General features: G+C 59.0%; 13 protein-coding genes. 11 read left to right on the forward strand and 2 right to left on the reverse strand.

The features are described from left to right. Position 1 precedes the first annotated feature (1 nt). The 11 genes from FHW69_RS13715 (at position 2) to FHW69_RS13765 (ending at position 13,660) form a co-directional block, all read left to right on the forward strand. Entirely contained in the window at positions 2-997 is a 996-nt protein-coding gene (locus FHW69_RS13715) for a hypothetical protein (RefSeq protein ID WP_183423651.1), read from the forward strand. An 86-nt stretch (positions 998-1,083) separates the two neighbouring features. Continuing rightward, positions 1,084-1,494, forward strand: a complete 411-nt coding sequence (locus FHW69_RS13720) for an alcohol dehydrogenase catalytic domain-containing protein (RefSeq protein ID WP_343204026.1) — start codon at positions 1,084-1,086, stop codon at positions 1,492-1,494. Beyond that, positions 1,482-2,786 (forward strand): alpha/beta fold hydrolase, encoded by a 1,305-nt coding sequence (locus FHW69_RS13725; protein ID WP_183423653.1) that lies wholly within the window; start codon positions 1,482-1,484, stop codon positions 2,784-2,786. Before FHW69_RS13720 ends, FHW69_RS13725 begins: the two co-directional genes overlap by 13 nt. A 212-nt stretch (positions 2,787-2,998) precedes the next feature. Beyond that, complete coding sequence (locus FHW69_RS13730; RefSeq protein ID WP_183423654.1) at positions 2,999-5,176, forward strand: TonB-dependent receptor; 2,178 nt, start codon at positions 2,999-3,001, stop codon at positions 5,174-5,176. A 312-nt stretch (positions 5,177-5,488) separates the two neighbouring features. After that, positions 5,489-6,151 (forward strand): hypothetical protein, encoded by a 663-nt coding sequence (locus tag FHW69_RS13735; RefSeq protein ID WP_183423655.1) that lies wholly within the window; start codon positions 5,489-5,491, stop codon positions 6,149-6,151. Between the two features lie 551 nt (positions 6,152-6,702). Next, on the forward strand, positions 6,703-6,936 hold the full coding sequence (locus FHW69_RS13740; protein WP_183423656.1) for a hypothetical protein: 234 nt from the start codon (positions 6,703-6,705) through the stop codon (positions 6,934-6,936). 86 nt (positions 6,937-7,022) lie between these two features. Then, positions 7,023-7,520 carry a hypothetical protein gene (locus FHW69_RS13745; RefSeq protein ID WP_183423657.1) on the forward strand — a complete coding sequence of 166 codons (498 nt, stop codon included), beginning with the start codon at positions 7,023-7,025 and terminating at the stop codon, positions 7,518-7,520. An 891-nt stretch (positions 7,521-8,411) separates the two neighbouring features. Then, positions 8,412-9,110: a hypothetical protein gene (locus FHW69_RS13750; protein ID WP_183423658.1), complete on the forward strand. Its 699-nt coding sequence runs from the start codon at positions 8,412-8,414 to the stop codon at positions 9,108-9,110. 59 nt (positions 9,111-9,169) lie between these two features. Then, complete coding sequence (locus FHW69_RS13755) at positions 9,170-11,113, forward strand: hypothetical protein (protein WP_183423659.1); 1,944 nt, start codon at positions 9,170-9,172, stop codon at positions 11,111-11,113. 10 nt (positions 11,114-11,123) lie between these two features. Continuing rightward, positions 11,124-12,152, forward strand: a complete 1,029-nt coding sequence (locus FHW69_RS13760; RefSeq protein ID WP_183423660.1) for an ATP-binding protein — start codon at positions 11,124-11,126, stop codon at positions 12,150-12,152. An 11-nt stretch (positions 12,153-12,163) separates the two neighbouring features. Beyond that, complete coding sequence (locus tag FHW69_RS13765) at positions 12,164-13,660, forward strand: hypothetical protein (protein ID WP_183423661.1); 1,497 nt, start codon at positions 12,164-12,166, stop codon at positions 13,658-13,660. A gap of 38 nt (positions 13,661-13,698) precedes the next feature. Here the strand turns inward: FHW69_RS13765 and FHW69_RS13770 are convergent, their stop codons facing one another. Further along, a complete protein-coding gene (locus FHW69_RS13770; protein WP_183423662.1) occupies positions 13,699-14,451 on the reverse strand; it encodes an SseB family protein in 753 nt (250 codons plus the stop codon). A gap of 31 nt (positions 14,452-14,482) precedes the next feature. Next, positions 14,483-14,800 carry a helix-turn-helix transcriptional regulator gene (locus tag FHW69_RS13775; RefSeq protein WP_183423663.1) on the reverse strand — a complete coding sequence of 106 codons (318 nt, stop codon included), beginning with the start codon at positions 14,798-14,800 and terminating at the stop codon, positions 14,483-14,485. Between the last annotated feature and the right edge of the window lie 118 nt (positions 14,801-14,918).

The following is a 14,918-nucleotide window of genomic DNA, read 5'->3' on the forward strand; positions in this document are numbered from 1 at the left end:
TATGCGCGTCGCCTTGTCAGTTGCCTTTGCCTGCCTCCTTGCCTGCGTCACTACACCTCCTGCGGCCATGCCAGCTCAGGTCTCCCAGCCGCAATCGATGGCGACAGATCCGAATCGCGGCTTCGAAGCGGGCAGCCCGCTTGAATCGAGGATGGGTGGCGCACCTGACGCCATAGTGAGGCAATTGAAGGATGCAGGGCTTCCCGCACCGACGACGCACGTTCTTTCAGATGTGGAAATGAAGAAGTTGTCCGCGGCTTTCGCCATGCTTCCTCCATTACATCAGCGTGTCCTTCGCGACCGCCTTCATTCCATCAGCTTCCTGGATGGCCTGCCAAACAACGCCCTGACCTCGACCGTGGAGTCCGGCGCACCCTATAAGACGTTCGACATCATCATTCGTGCAGGCGTGCTGAACGAGACGATCTCCGAGATCGTGACCAGGAAGGAGCGAACCTGCTTCGATGCCGCAGGATCACCGCTCAACGTTTCGATCAACGCAGGTAACCTGGATGCAATCGTCTACGTACTGACGCATGAGGCATCCCATATTGTCGACAGCAGCCTCGATATCACGTCCCATGAAGGCGCCGAAGATCCAGCAAAGGACGTTGCCATGACGCCATTCACGAAAGGCATATGGATCAACCGGATTACCCCCATTCCACGCTACGACAGTCCGTTGCTCGCAGGCTCCAGGTACCGATCACACGGTAAAGCGCTACCGGTAGCCGAAGCGCAGGCGCTCTATGCCAGCCTGAGTAAAAGCCCCTTCGCGTCGCTATACGGCAGTAGCAACTGGCACGACGATTTCGCCGAGCTCGTGACCTGGTATCACCTTACCCAGAAACTTCACCAGCCGTATCAAATTCAATTACGGGACGCCAATAAGCTCATCTACACCTATGAGCCCATGAAATCCCCACTGGTCACGAGCAGGCTCTGTCAGATCCAGCGCGTATACCAGGAGTCGCAGGTCACTCCCGCCCGCTGCTGACAAGGCATGCTTTTCCAGTAGTGATGGCCCCACGCAGCTCAGTAGCGACCGACAGCGTCGCGGCGAGGACGTGCGCGCGTTCATCGGTGGAACGTACCCACGCCTGCGGCAACGACGAGACACAGCCGGATCGGCTACCAGGTCCGGGTGAGGTACGCATCGAGGTGGCCGCATGTGGCGTCTGCCGCACCGACCTTCATGTGGTTGATGGCGAGTTACCTCATCCGCAGGTCCCGATCACGCCTGGACACGAGATCGTCGGGCGTATCGACGCCATCGGATCAGGCGTCAACGGCCTGGCGGTGGGACAACGCGTTGGCGTCACCTGGCTGGGGCACACCTGCGGCGTTTGTCATTACTGCGTCGAGGGACGGCAGAATCTTTGCGATCATCCACTCTTCACCGGCTATACCCGCGATGGCGGCTTCGCGACCTCGGCCATTGCGGATGCCGACTATGTGTTTCCGCTGGGGGAGGTCGGTTTATGTCTGGATTAAGTTTACGGGGAGGCGACACAAGCACCAGTGAACATCTTCGAACGTTGCTTTGCGGCGCCGCATCGAACGCTGGCCTATCTCCGGAAGTGCAGAGCGAGTTTGAAACCGCCGATTCGAGCTCTTTGGTGTCGCTTGCCGAGAAACATGGCCTTTACAATGACATTTATCGGATGTCCGAGTCAGATTTAGAGCACTACCTGGGATCGATGCTTTCTCTCTCGCATGCGCAGGCTGACTACCTAGCCCGTAGTCTCGATGTCCCCGTCCATCTGTTCCGGGCAGTGAGTGAGCCAACCGACAATCCAATGCGTGGGTGGGACGCCATTGTGCCGCGCGCCGCCCTCCTGGTGCAGGACGTGCCAGGCGACCACGGGTCGATGGTGCGCGAACCCTACGTTGGTATCCTTGCCGACACGCTGTGGGAGTGCATGTTGGCTGCGGAGAAAGACAACAATCGACTCCTGTCTCGCGCTGGCTCGTGCCTAGTTGCCCTAAATCTACCCTCACTCCGCCCAACGATGTCCTACCTCCTAGTGCCAGGTGCTGGTGCGACCCCTGCGATGTTCGCGGACCTCGCTGGGCGCCTTCCCAGCCAAGCAGCTGTCTTCGGGCTGCAACCGGCGGGGATGGATGCTTTGTCGGATATCCCGGATTCAGACATTGACTTCGCGGCCAGGCGGTACGCCGCAGAAGTCGTCGAACGGATTCCCTGCGGTGACATCCACTTGGTCGGGCACTCGTTCGGCGGATGGGTGGCCACTGAGTTGGCGCGCTTGCTGGAAGAGCAGGGCTATTTTGTCAGGACGCTTACCCTGATTGATTCCTCGGCACCCGGCGGTAAGGCAATTCCCGATCTGACGGATGTCGAGATCCTCATGTCGCTGGTCGGAATTTACGAGGACCTGGCTTCCGCCGATATGTGCGTGAGGCGTGATGCAATCGCAGTCATGAGCCATACGGACAGAATCAAGCTTGTGCAACAAAAGCTGGTCGAGCACAATCTACTAGATCATCGTGTGGACATTAGCCTAATTGATAACGTCTTCAAGGTGTTCGCGGCATGCCTTCGCACCCCGTACCTGCCAACACCGGGGCGGGAAGGCACGGTGAAGTTGATCGTCCTTCACGACGAGCGGCTCGACGAAAGGGGGAACGACGAAAGGAAGCGGGCATTGGTCCAGGGATGGAGCAGGGTGTTTCCAGAATTGACTTATGTTGATGGCGATGCGACGCATTCGAGGGCGTTACGCGAGCCCTTCGTCGGCCGACTGGCGTCTCTAATCCTCGAGTAAAAGCAAGCCGCAGATGTATCTTAGAACGTGCCACATAATCGGCTGCGTTCTCGCAGGAGCACCCACTCCCCATTGGCGTCGTGCCATTGTTGGCTAGATAGTAGGATATTTGAATGATTCATCAGGGAAGCACCGAGGGCGCAGCGGCTAACGCGGGCAGGGCCTACTGCATCAGGGTGCGACGGACGTTGTTTTGGCTTGCGATGGCGTCCATGTTCGCCAAGTCGGCAGATGCTCAGGATGGACCCGGCAATCCACCGCCGCCGGCAACCACTTCCGGGGAACAGCAGGTGGGGTCCTCGGCCGCGTCGACCACGGAGCTGAAAGGCGTCACGGTGTCAGCCTCGAGCTACGACAGCCGACGTGATGATACGACTTCCCGGATTGTGGTTCCGCACGAGGAGTTGGAGAAATTCGGTGACGCAACGCTGGCCGATGCTCTCAAGCGGATGCCCGGCGTCACCGTTTCGACCGGCGCGCCGGGCAAGCCTGGCAACGTTTCCCTCCGTGGCATGGGCAATGGCTACACACAAATCCTTCTTAACGGCCAAAAAGCACCGCCAGGCTTTGACCTCGAGTCACTGACGCCTGAAATGATTGAGAGTGTCGAGATCATTCGTTCGGCGACAGCAGACATGCGAGCCGAGGGCATCGCGGGAACCATCAATATCACATTGCGCAAGGCCTCGGCGACGCGAAACAACTCGATCAAGTTAAGCGAGGCTTCTTCCCGAGGGCTTTATTCACCCGGCTTGACTTGGCAGGCTACCAAGGCCGGCGACAAGCTGTCTTATGTGTGGACAGCTTCGCTAGCCCAGCGCAATTACCTCATCACAGAAAACAGTCTGCAAACCGGTGTTGATAGTGTCGGGAACGAGAATCTCTTGCGTCCGGGTGAATTCCGCGTGCGCGGAAGGGCCAATTCGATCTCGATGGCGCCGAGCGCCACGTACCGTCTGAGCAATGGCGACAAGATTACGATCGAGACCCTTATTGACGCGTCCCGGTCCACGGCGTCCAGTGACAACGATTACCGAACGCTTATCGGCGATGAAGTCGCTCATCCCATCGACCATCAGTACGGAGTGTTCGACGCAGCGCAAGTCCGGGCTGATATCGGCTGGAATCATGCCTTCACCCAGGAGGGCGGAAACCTGGAGTCCAAATTGACGCTCACAACCAATGGGCAGAACGGTGATTTTAGGGAGCACGCTTACGACGCAGCGGGCATTCTCAACCTTGATACCCGGGTCGATTCAAGGGTCCGTGGCCATGGAGTGAACTCCACCGGGAAATATACCCTACCGTACATCGAGAACCACCTCCTTGAGGTGGGCTGGGACGGTGGTGTCACGACCCGTTCCGAGCGGCGAACCCAGACTGGACAGATCGTGGCCGGGGTGGACCCGGACAACAGCAGCCTTTCCTTTGATGCGCGGGTCGCCCGACTCGCATTGTATGCTCAGGATGACTGGACCGTGACCAAAGTATGGTCGCTCTACTACGGCCTGCGCGTCGAGCAACTGAACACTCGCAGCTCCGGTGACGATTTCACGGCAGTGAGCTTCCGCGGCCGCGTCGTTTCGCCCGTGGTCCAGTCTCTCTGGAAGTTTCCCGGTGGCTCCAAGGACCAACTTCGCCTTGCATTCAGCCGTACTTACAACGCGCCGCCGATCGCGCAGTTGGTGCCGCGCCCTTACACAACTACGAACAATACGGCACTTAACCCGGACACAGTTGGCAATCCGGCGTTGAGGCCAGAGCTGGCTGTCGGCCTAGACTTGTCTTTCGAGCACTACTGGAAAGACGATGCAATGATCAGCGTAGGCCCTTACGCGCGGAGCATCAGCCACGTGCTGCGAACTGAAACGGTGCTGGTGGACGGGCGCTGGATAGCTTCTCCTTTCAATGGCGGCAACGCCCGGGCCTGGGGCGTCGAGATGGACACGCATTTCTTTCTGGACCAATTGATTGCTCCGGCACCGCATATCGACGTCCGTTTCAACGCCGCGCGCAACTGGTCGATCGTTGACGATGTGCCAGGCCCTTACAACCGGATCAACGACCAGATACGCTTCAATTCCACCGTAGAACTCGAATATAGATTCTCGCCTGCGTGGAACGCGGGCACTAGCTATACGTTTAAGACGGGCGGTGCGGTCCGGGTAGCGGCCCATCAGCTTGACGATTCGGCTGCTAGACGCGCCCTCGATATCTACGCTCTCTGGACGCTTTCCAAGGCGACGTCGTTGCGTATGAGCGTGGCCAATCTGCTTCACCAGGATTTCGTCAGCGGAACGGAGTACTTCGATAATAACGGTGCCATGAAGCTGACAACGCGTCGGCACTCCCAGGCAACTGCGCGCATTGATCTGGAGATCAAGCTTTGATGTCCCCATTGCGGGCCTCCATTCAGAGGTCACGGCTCGACGTAGCCTGGCTACTCTTGGTTCTCTTAGTTGCGTGGGGCAGCATTGAAGCTTGCTGGCATCCGCCAGCGGCTGCGGAGCCGAAGGACATGTCATTCTCCATCGGCGCACGCGTCCCTGGCCCGGTGGGCGAGTCAATCACCGCTGAGTCGGAATGAGCGTAGATCGTTCGAAGGCGATAGCCAAGAGCGCACGAAGGCCCGTATGTCGTAATACTCGAGCTTCGGCGGCGTATGCCGATCACCAACAGGGACGTCGACGGGCAGAGCAGGGATGATTTCCGAACTTCGCGCGCGACGCGGGCGCATTGCCATCCTGATATGGGCAACTGCGATTGTCGCAGCCTATTTTTTCTCAACCCGAACTGCTGCCGGGATCTTTGTCACCTGTGTTGCCGGGCTTTGGGTGCGCCAGTCGATGCCTCAGAGCCGCCGGCTGCTTACCCAAGCAGCGGCGGAATGCCAGGCCGTTAAAGCTCGCCTCCAGCGAGCATTGAGTGAAGCGCCCACCGTGGTGCGTCAGCCGGCATGGCTTCAACTGTTGTGGCGCGCCGCTTGGTATCTACTCTTCATTGCGGGATGCGGTTCAGCATTTTTCGCCGCGTCTGGTCCTTGGCAGGTCGTTTTCAGCGTCGCCGTGAGCTTTTTCGGCGTAGTGGCTTCGCTCGATCTTGTGGTGTTCGGCCGGGCCTTAGTCCGCTGGAGCGCCGCACGGGAGATTGGCATTGTCGTGCTAGCGGCAGTGGCTGCGCTAATGGCAGGCATCTCACTCAGCTTGGCGCGCAGAACGGTGTTTGATCTCACTGGACAGGACCCCGGGTCGTTCCCTGCCGCATTGACCGTATTCACCGGCGTGCTAGCCCCCGTGACGTGGCTCTTCGCCACAGCATTGCGAAGTTGCGCACATCGACCTGCGGCAGGACTCTTTGCTGCGTAAGACAGGCTTAGTGATCGTCGTCGGCCTGGACTTTTGGCAGCGCCCAATCTGTGGAGCGGCGACCGCCCTTGCAGCACGCATCGATGACCAGCATTTTGTCGTGTTCGACCCGACGTCTTCGCCGTGGAGGATTCGTCCAGCTACCTGCCCGTCGATTGGCGGCCAAATAGCCCCGCCGCGGCGACCCGATAGTCGCGAGTAAGCAATTTACGCGCGATTTCACACGGGTCGATGTGGCGTCCGGAACGCCGGGCCAAGCGCGGTGACAAGGCGCAGTTCTGCTACGGACATTTGTGCCGTCCCCGACTGTCAAGGTCACCTAACCGGAGGGGGAGGGTCAGGGATGGCTCGTAGGACCCGCTACGTTCGGCGGAGAAATCAAACTCGTAAAGGGTTACCTACCTCGACGCCGTCGCGCACGCAGCCAGCTTGCTTGAAGCCTCAGGTATCGTCCTTCCTACGAGCAACGATGACTGGGCAGCTACCCCTATTGGCCCACGAGGCGACTTGGCGACGGCGCGCGTTACCAAAAGCACGGTTACGGCTGTGACGTGGCGGGAAGCGACTGGTCCGTCGACTTTGACTTCGGCGACCAGGGCCAGATCGACGGGTTTGATGAGTGGCGATTGAGCATATTTCTGGCGGAGAATCCTCACGCAAGGTCGATCATGACCGTCGAGCAGCTTAGGGATTCGTTTCGTGCCTCGGTGGCCGCGGGCGAAATTGTTTATTCGGGGCATCACCTGTATTACCTCAAGCGCGCCCCCATCGCCATTTCGTCGTAACACTCGAAGCAGACAGCATAGCCCAGCCCAAAAAGTGCACCGCGAGTTAATCTAGGATTAGCGCATGCCGGAGGAGGCATGAGTCCATGAATGATGCTGCTAGCGAAGTGACCGAAGCACGAAGGCGAACCATTCTGGCCAGCTCGTTAACTGCGGCACAGGTCGCTGCGCAGCTGAATGGGGCGAGCGAGGGCACCGCGACAGACATCGATGACTTGCGTCGTGCGGGCGAAATTTTCGGCGTATGGCACAAGGAGGCAGCCGCTTTTGTTTACCCCCGCTTCCAATTCGAACCTCAGGTATCGGCAGCCAGCCGGCGCCGCTTACTTTCACTGCTCGCGTCGCTTGGAGGTTTTGTTCCCACCGACGACCCTGGCGGTTGGCGGCGAGCGTTCTGGCTGTATCAGCGGAACAGCCGCCTTTCGCCGCGCTGCTGCGCGTACGACCGCAAGCCGATTGCAGATCCTATCGCGGCCGTTCAGTACCTCTTACCGTTTTCCGACGACGCACGCACGCCTGCGGAGGCTTTTCCTGAGGAGCCGAATTCTGTGTTCGCTTTGGTAAACCAGCTCGGAGCCGCTTGAGAGGGCGAAGGCGCACGCTAAACCGGCCGCAAAAGGTTTGGGAGCCGGGCACAGAACTCTTACCAGGTTTTGTTCCGATCGCGGCGCGCCTCGGCTGTGAGGGCCGCACTGACGGCCTCACCAGAGGCACCGTTAATCGACGTCTACCAGATGGCATCCGTTGACCGGTGATTGCGGGAGGATCGCCGTTCACACTGGGAATGGTCGACGACAGTTCCAAATGCGCACAACAGCATCCATCTGGGTTCACGGTGATTGCCTAAATGATCGGCGCGATCAAACACGCGCAGATTGGATCACTTGTTTTGACAGCCGAGGACGACCGGTACAAAGATTTTGGCGCGCGCCGGGACTGGCATAGAGAAATAGGCGCAGTCGGCCTAAAACTAAGGTCGATACGGCCTAACTTTGTTGGCCGCACCCAGCAGGCCAATCAGGAGAGGCCGGAAGTAAACCTCGTTCATCGTCGCGATCTTAAATACTTGATGGCGCATGGCGCCCACTAATTCGGAGACGATTTTTAGTTTCGATTGGGGAAACTAATCATTGACTGTTTTACTGATCGAAACTAACCGTCGACCTTTTTGCCCGCGTCAAGCAAAAGTAGGTTGACATACGACCGGGAATGCGGAAAAAAGAGTGTCCGCCACTGCGCAACGCGCGGCGCGGAGACCCTCATTGCGGCGAGGTGAGATGAACCTACAGGCGAACCGGCAAAAATAAAGCCCCCTCAGCGCCATTGCAGTGGCGCTGAGGGGGCTTCGCTTGGATGCTCGTGGTGGAGATTCCAAGCCTAACTTAGGCAACGATAGATCCGTTGTCAAGTAGCTTCGTATGCCTAAAAAAGGCATGCGGCACAGCCGTTCGCCTCCAATTCGAAGGAGGCAGATCATGAGATCCGAAAGCGCAAGCCCCGCCCGTGCCCAGAGGCGCAGGGCGGCAGGAAACCTGCAAGACAATCGAGATGTGCGCTCCGGCATTTGGATCGTGCACACCATGGACGGTGATCATCGCATCCCCCTGTTGGGTGACCTCCGGCACGAGCACTTTTATCTCACCGAGGGCGATCCTGCGGTCGATGTGTCGGAATACGTTTTAGAGCCAATCGTCACCACGCTCGATGACGGATCCGACAAGCCGCTGCGCTTCGATTGCATTGTCACGAGGCTGGACGGCAGTCGCAGTTGCCGTCGGGTAGCGGAGCGTCGCCTTGATCCATCAAATGATAAAGACGCGCATCTGATCGAGCGTTACTCTGTGGCGGCTAGACGACTTGGCGGTAAGTTCGAAGAGGTAACAGCGGCGAACTTGGATGCCGCCAGTATGCGAATCTCCAACTGGAATCGTGTGATGGGCGCCTATCTGCGTTGTCGGGGGCGCTCGCTGAGAGTCATCGATGCGCTCATCTCAGCACATGTGCCTGGCGGCAGTGAGATTGCTATGGGCGCGGTACTTGATCGACTGAGCGATCAACCGCGTGCGTTGCTGTTCGCATCAGTTGCACATCTCTTGCGACGCCGCCAACTGGGTAGCGACCTAGATGATCGCCCCTGGAGTCGTAATACGCTTCTGTCGAGGCGAACCTCATGACCGCCAGGGTCACGCGACGCACAATAGCCACTGAGGTCGCGAATTGCGCGGATTGGGCCATGCCCGACCTCTCATCGTTGACCGAGAGCCGGCGGGCGCGGTTCTTAGAGATCCACGATGTAATCGTTTCGTATCTTGCTGGCGAGAAGGTCGGCCTGCAGCTTCGATTGGCACGCCTCTCGTACGCGGAGCTCGGTCGTCGGATTGGGCGGTGCGTAACTTTCGACGATGGCGGACGGATGCTTGGCTGGTTTGGCCTGCTGCCAGGCGCACGTGTAACCGCTTACAAGCGCAAGGATGTCGCTAGTGCAAGGGATGCCCTATCTCAAGGCGGATATAGCGGTGCGCTAGGCGCGATCTTTCGCACCTACCCAACTATCGAGACACGCTTATCTCAGTATCTTCTTACCGCTCGGCGCGATCACGCACTTCCTGAATCTCGCGTAGCAATGAAGGACGCGCACCAGTACTTCCTGGCGCTCTGTAAGGAGCAGGGACTCGGTGCTAGCGATTGGCCTTTTTGCGTTGAACACAGGGGAATTCGGTCCCTCAACAAATGGGTCACCGGTTTTTATGAGCGGCACTACGATGCGATCGTCGAGCGTCAGTACGGCACGGTGGCAAAGGTCAAAGCGGCGACAGGGACCGGCCAGTGCAGCCGCCTTCGGGCGAGGATGCCCTTGGACATTGTAGAGATGGATGAGCACACCCTGGACTTTTTCGCCTGCCTCGCAATTCCGACGCCCAAGGGCGTTAGGTACGTGAGAATTCGCCGTCTCACCATCATCCTCGTCGTCGATCGTTTCAGCGAGGCGATCCTAGCCTACACCGTAATCGTTCGGCGCAAGGCGAACGCGGCGGATATCGTGGCCACAGTTGCCAAGGCGTTGGGACGGTGGACACCGCGAGTCATGAGCCTGCCCGGGTTCGATGCCGTGCGGCGTGGCGGGTTGCCGTCGGAGCTCATCGACGCCTTGGCGGCCTGTGGATTCAATATGTTGCTTATGGATAACGACTCGGCTCATCTGGCCGAGGCGTCGCTGTCCCGTATCGGGTTCATGGCGGGATGTGCAATTAATTATGGCAAGGTTGCCCACTTCGAACGTCGCCCCTTCGTGGAATCGATCAATCATCGACTGGAAATTGCCTTCCAGCGTCTGCCCTCATCCACCGGGACGGGGCCAACCGATCCGCGCCGCAAGGGGGCGGAAGGGAAGGCGGTGACGTACAAAATCGATCTGCAAGCTGTGCTTGACCTGATCGATGCCGTGATAGCGGACTACAACACGTCGCTGCCGACCGGCAATCTCGGATCGACGCCATTGGAACTGCTGCAGCACTATGTCGAGGACAGATCGATCGGTTTTCTCCCGCCTGTACTGCCGCCGCCGCTACCAGGCATGCCGCCATTGGGGCTGATGATTGAAACCGTCCGTGTGGCCGGCAGTTTGTCACGCGGCGAAAGGCCTCACATCAACTTCGATCGAGCTCGATATTCGGCCTCGTGGCTCTCGGAGCGCATGGATTTGGTAGGAGACCTGGTGCAGTTGCACATTGACGAGGACGACATCTCAGGTCTGTTCGTTGTTGCGCAGGATGGTCGCCCGCTGGGTCGCGTCCATGCCACCGGGACGTGGGCCGGCGCCTCCCATTCTCGGGAAATGCGCCGGCTAATCAATGCGGAGATCGACGCGGGAGAAATGGTTCGTCGCTCCCACGCTTGCATAGTCAGCGATTGGCTCGCAAAGGTAAGCAAAACGGCGGTTGCCAAGGGTAAGAAAGGTGATCGCCTCGCCGTAGCAGAGGCCGCCAATCAGCTTGCCGAGGCGAGCCGCCTCGGCCATGTGCCTGAATGGCGCGAGCCGACGGGGAAGGGTCACGCCGCAACCGAACGGACGCAGGCAGTCGTCAGCGCGCCTGCCGTCCCATCCGTGAAGACGGCATCGGAGGCAGCTAAAGCGCACACCGTCGCGCCACGGACTCGTTTCTTCGCCATCAATTGAGGAAAACGTTATGAATACGTCCTTCCACACGCCCTCGATCGACACCCTGCGCGTTCGCGACGACTGCTGGGATGATCATCCACTGATTGTCACCAGCGCCGTATTACCCACTGCCCCGATCGGATGGGTGCTTGGTCTCGTCTTGAAGTGGGGCAGGCGGCAACAGGCGGGCGGGGCATTTTGGGCCGAACCGCGCACTGGTAAGAGCTCGTGCATTAGAGCCATCAGGCAGGCCATTGCGACGACGTATCCTGGCGCAGGCGTTTTGGTTTATGAAGCAAAGACGGACCTGGTCTGTGCAGAGGGGTCGCTAATCCAGGACATGCTTCACGCCATGGAGTTCGAAGGCAAGACCTCGCGTCGACTGCCTGACTTGCGCGAACAGCTTTGCCGCGCCCTCTTCGCGTTGGGAGCAAAGCGTCGCCATGTGTTCCTGATACTTGATGAAGCGCAGTGCTTGCACGCGATTCAGTTGGGGTGGATAAAGTATTACATCAACTTTCTTGTGAATCGGCACTATCGAGTGACTGTGGTGATGTTCGGCCAGCACGAGCTCATCGGTATGCGGAATCAGATCATGATGAAGGGGCGCTCTGACCTAAATTCCCGCTTTATGGAGCACTTCTTTCAGTTTGAGGCAATCCTTTGCGGGGATGACGTCGCTGACTTTCTGATAGCTTGCGACGAGCAGTCTGAGTACCCCAGCGGCAGTGGTTTGAGCTATACGCATTTTCTGTGGCCCCGTGCGTTCGAGGCGGGAATGCGGTTGTCTGACCAGCTGCTCGGTCTATGCGGCGGATTTGGTATGTCTCTTCATGGCAAGTTGACCGGTGAAGGGATCGCAATGGAGTACATCGCCCGCACGCTCGCCGAGTTGGCTGAACTTACCCGTGATCGGGACAGTGCGGGATTTGTCCCCGGTTATGAGGACTGGGGCACGGCGGTAAAGATGAGCGGCTACTTCGATCGCCCGCCGATCCAACGGCGGAGCGACGCCGATGAATTCGGCAACACGGGCCTGCGGCGCGATGCGCTCTGAAGGACGCAGCGATGATCAGCTGGAATCATTGCTTCGAAGACCCTTGGGAATCCGCGTGGGGAGCGTGCCACAGAGTCGCATGGCTGAATGCATGCAGCGTTCGCGAGGCTGTAGAAGCTATGGTCGGCCGGCGGGTCGCACTTGCAGATCTCAGGGAAGCCTTATTTACTGGTAACGGGCGATGGTGGACAGAGACTTCTTTGCAAAGTAGTGACGACGCGCAAGCGGCCTTCTCCACCATGCGTGCACGCTTCGGTCGTGATGGGCCGGTTAGCCAGTGGCTGAGGGCTGTCGCGCCACTGCTGGCACGTGAACCGCGATACTGCCCGCGCTGTCTGCGGTCCGGCTTTCACTCGGTCATCCATCAACTGGCCGGCCTTGACCGGTGCCCTTGGCATGGCTCTCCCCTGCGGATGACCTGCGATTTCTGCCATAGTCCGTTCGCCGATCTGCGCCAGGTCGCTGTTGGCGGCCTTGCCTGCCAGCACTGCGGCGTGAGTGTGGTTCCCGAATCATGGCCGCTGCACATCTCGACGAGAACCCGTCGCCGTCGCGTCGCAATCGAAAATGAGGTGATTAGCTGGACGCGAGCGGCAATCACCGATTATCCCGCACCCTCGGGCTGGGGGATAAACCCCGTCGGCGTACACGAGAAAAGGGGGCTCATGCCGCGGTCATGGTCAGCGGTGTTGCTGCCGATGCTCGCTAGTCATACGCCCTTCCCGTTAAACGGGCGACTGCTCTGCCCGTCGCCGGCGCAGCTTCAGCGTATTGACGGCACTCGCTTAGGCCCCGCCCGAAAACGCCCTAACTGGTTAGATGTGGACCAGGCCTTCGAAGATGTCTCGGGTGAGGTGAAGCAGTACCTCGGACCTCATATGCATTGCTACGAAGGCGCCAGATTTATGCTCAGCTCAATTCATGTGACCGAAGACACGCTCCCGTGGGAGGGCGACCTCTGTGTCATGGCGTGGGCATATTTCATATGGCGCACGCGTTGCCGGTACATGGTAAATGAATCCAAGAAGCTCACGCGATATTCCGACGCTTTAGTGACAGAGTTCGTGCCGGACATGCTTCGTCGGGACTTGCTCAGCTCCTTTCATCACGGCTTGCAAATCTTGGTGATGTCGCGATCAATGCTCGCTCGAGGTATCTTGCCGCCTGACCGAGGATTGGTAACGCTTTGGGACCCGTGGACGCGCATGATGGACTCGCCTGCGTCCCATGGATTCGCCTATGGACCGGCCGATCCGGCGGACATAAATGACTGTGACCAAGGACGCGTGGCCGCGCGGTGGGAGCATCCCATGGCGACACTTCGGCGCCGGCAGAAACAAGAAAGAGCAGGAAATGATCCCGCGGTTCTTGGGGTTTATCGTCCTGCAACACGAGGTAGCGATGGTATGCGGGGTATCGGTCCGCACCGGTGGCTCTACGATCCACCCGACGAGCAAGCAGTCACTGATGAAATGGATTACCTAAGACGATGGAAACCGTCAGGTTGATAGGGTCCAATGTGCACCTATCGAAGAGAACCTGGAAACTACTGAGGCGCTGGAGAAACACGAGCCATGACGATCGGACAGATGCCCAAGCCAACGAGCGCGTGGCCGATCTCTGGGTTCCCACCGATAAACGTAATGTCCACCGGAAGCGTCCCGCCGTATGCCTCCGGCACGATAGCAGCGACCGCGGCTGCGATCGCTTCGTCGAAATCGCATACCACGCCGATCGCCAGCGCGGGCATGGCCGCCGGGACTACGTTTCGATGCACCTCATACAGAAATACTGCAGGTGAGGCCCACTGACGAGCGAAATAGGAGCGTAGCGCCGCGACCAGACGACCTTGATCCTCTGTGGGTCGGCCGAGTCCCATCTCGGCGCCGGCTGGGAAGGCTGCTCGGGGCGCAGTCGACGATAACTTTTCATTTGCCACACTGTGCGCCAATTCCGGCGACAGGTCGTACAACACTGGGCCAGCCGGATTGATCCGAAAGTGTGCTCGCGGGAGGACGGTGGTCAGCCGCTTGAGTGAGTCCCAGACCATGGTGACCGTTGGCGGCGCGCCCTTGGGAAGTCGAGCAGTTGCCGAGAACAGGGGCACGAATGCCGTGCCGTCCGATGGATCCTTCCACAGAAGGATCGCGCTGGCCGCCGACCCGCCGGCGGTTGAGCGTACGCGGGAGACCGGTACCAGGAGGGTGCGCTCCCTTAGCAGGCTGTGCAGCTCGGGGGTAAGCCCCGGATCGTGAGCGGCTCGTTGCAACGCATCGCCGACGATGTCGCGAGTACTCAAATTGCCTCCTGAGCCGCCTCCCGCGGCGCTCTTAGCCCTGTTCGAGGGTTTTCAATAAGCTTTCTTTCTCGGCCACCGACATCTGGTCGAACGCCAGAATCATACGTGCTAGCCGTTCGTCCCCAGCAAATAGGTAGGCCGTGGGTACAGAAAGGGCATGGGCTAGCCTTTCGGCGGTCGCCATGTCTGGCTGGTGGACGCCAAGCTCGTACCGATTTATGCGTGTACTGGCCACAAAGGAATCCAAACCTGCCCGAATACCGAGCTCTTTCTGTGAAATGTCAAGGCGTTCGCGAGCGATTTTCAGGCGATGCTGAAAGACCAGCCGGACATCCTGCTTACGGACCATGGGCCGAACCTAGTAGGAAGGGCCTACGAGATTCGTAACATTGCCTTGCGACCGATACTACGAGTTTCGTAGTATCGGTCGCAAGCGCTTGTTTTCACCATATCCGGCTACCTCCGGC

This window comes from Luteibacter sp. Sphag1AF, assembly GCF_014192715.1.
Lineage (GTDB): Bacteria > Pseudomonadota > Gammaproteobacteria > Xanthomonadales > Rhodanobacteraceae > Luteibacter.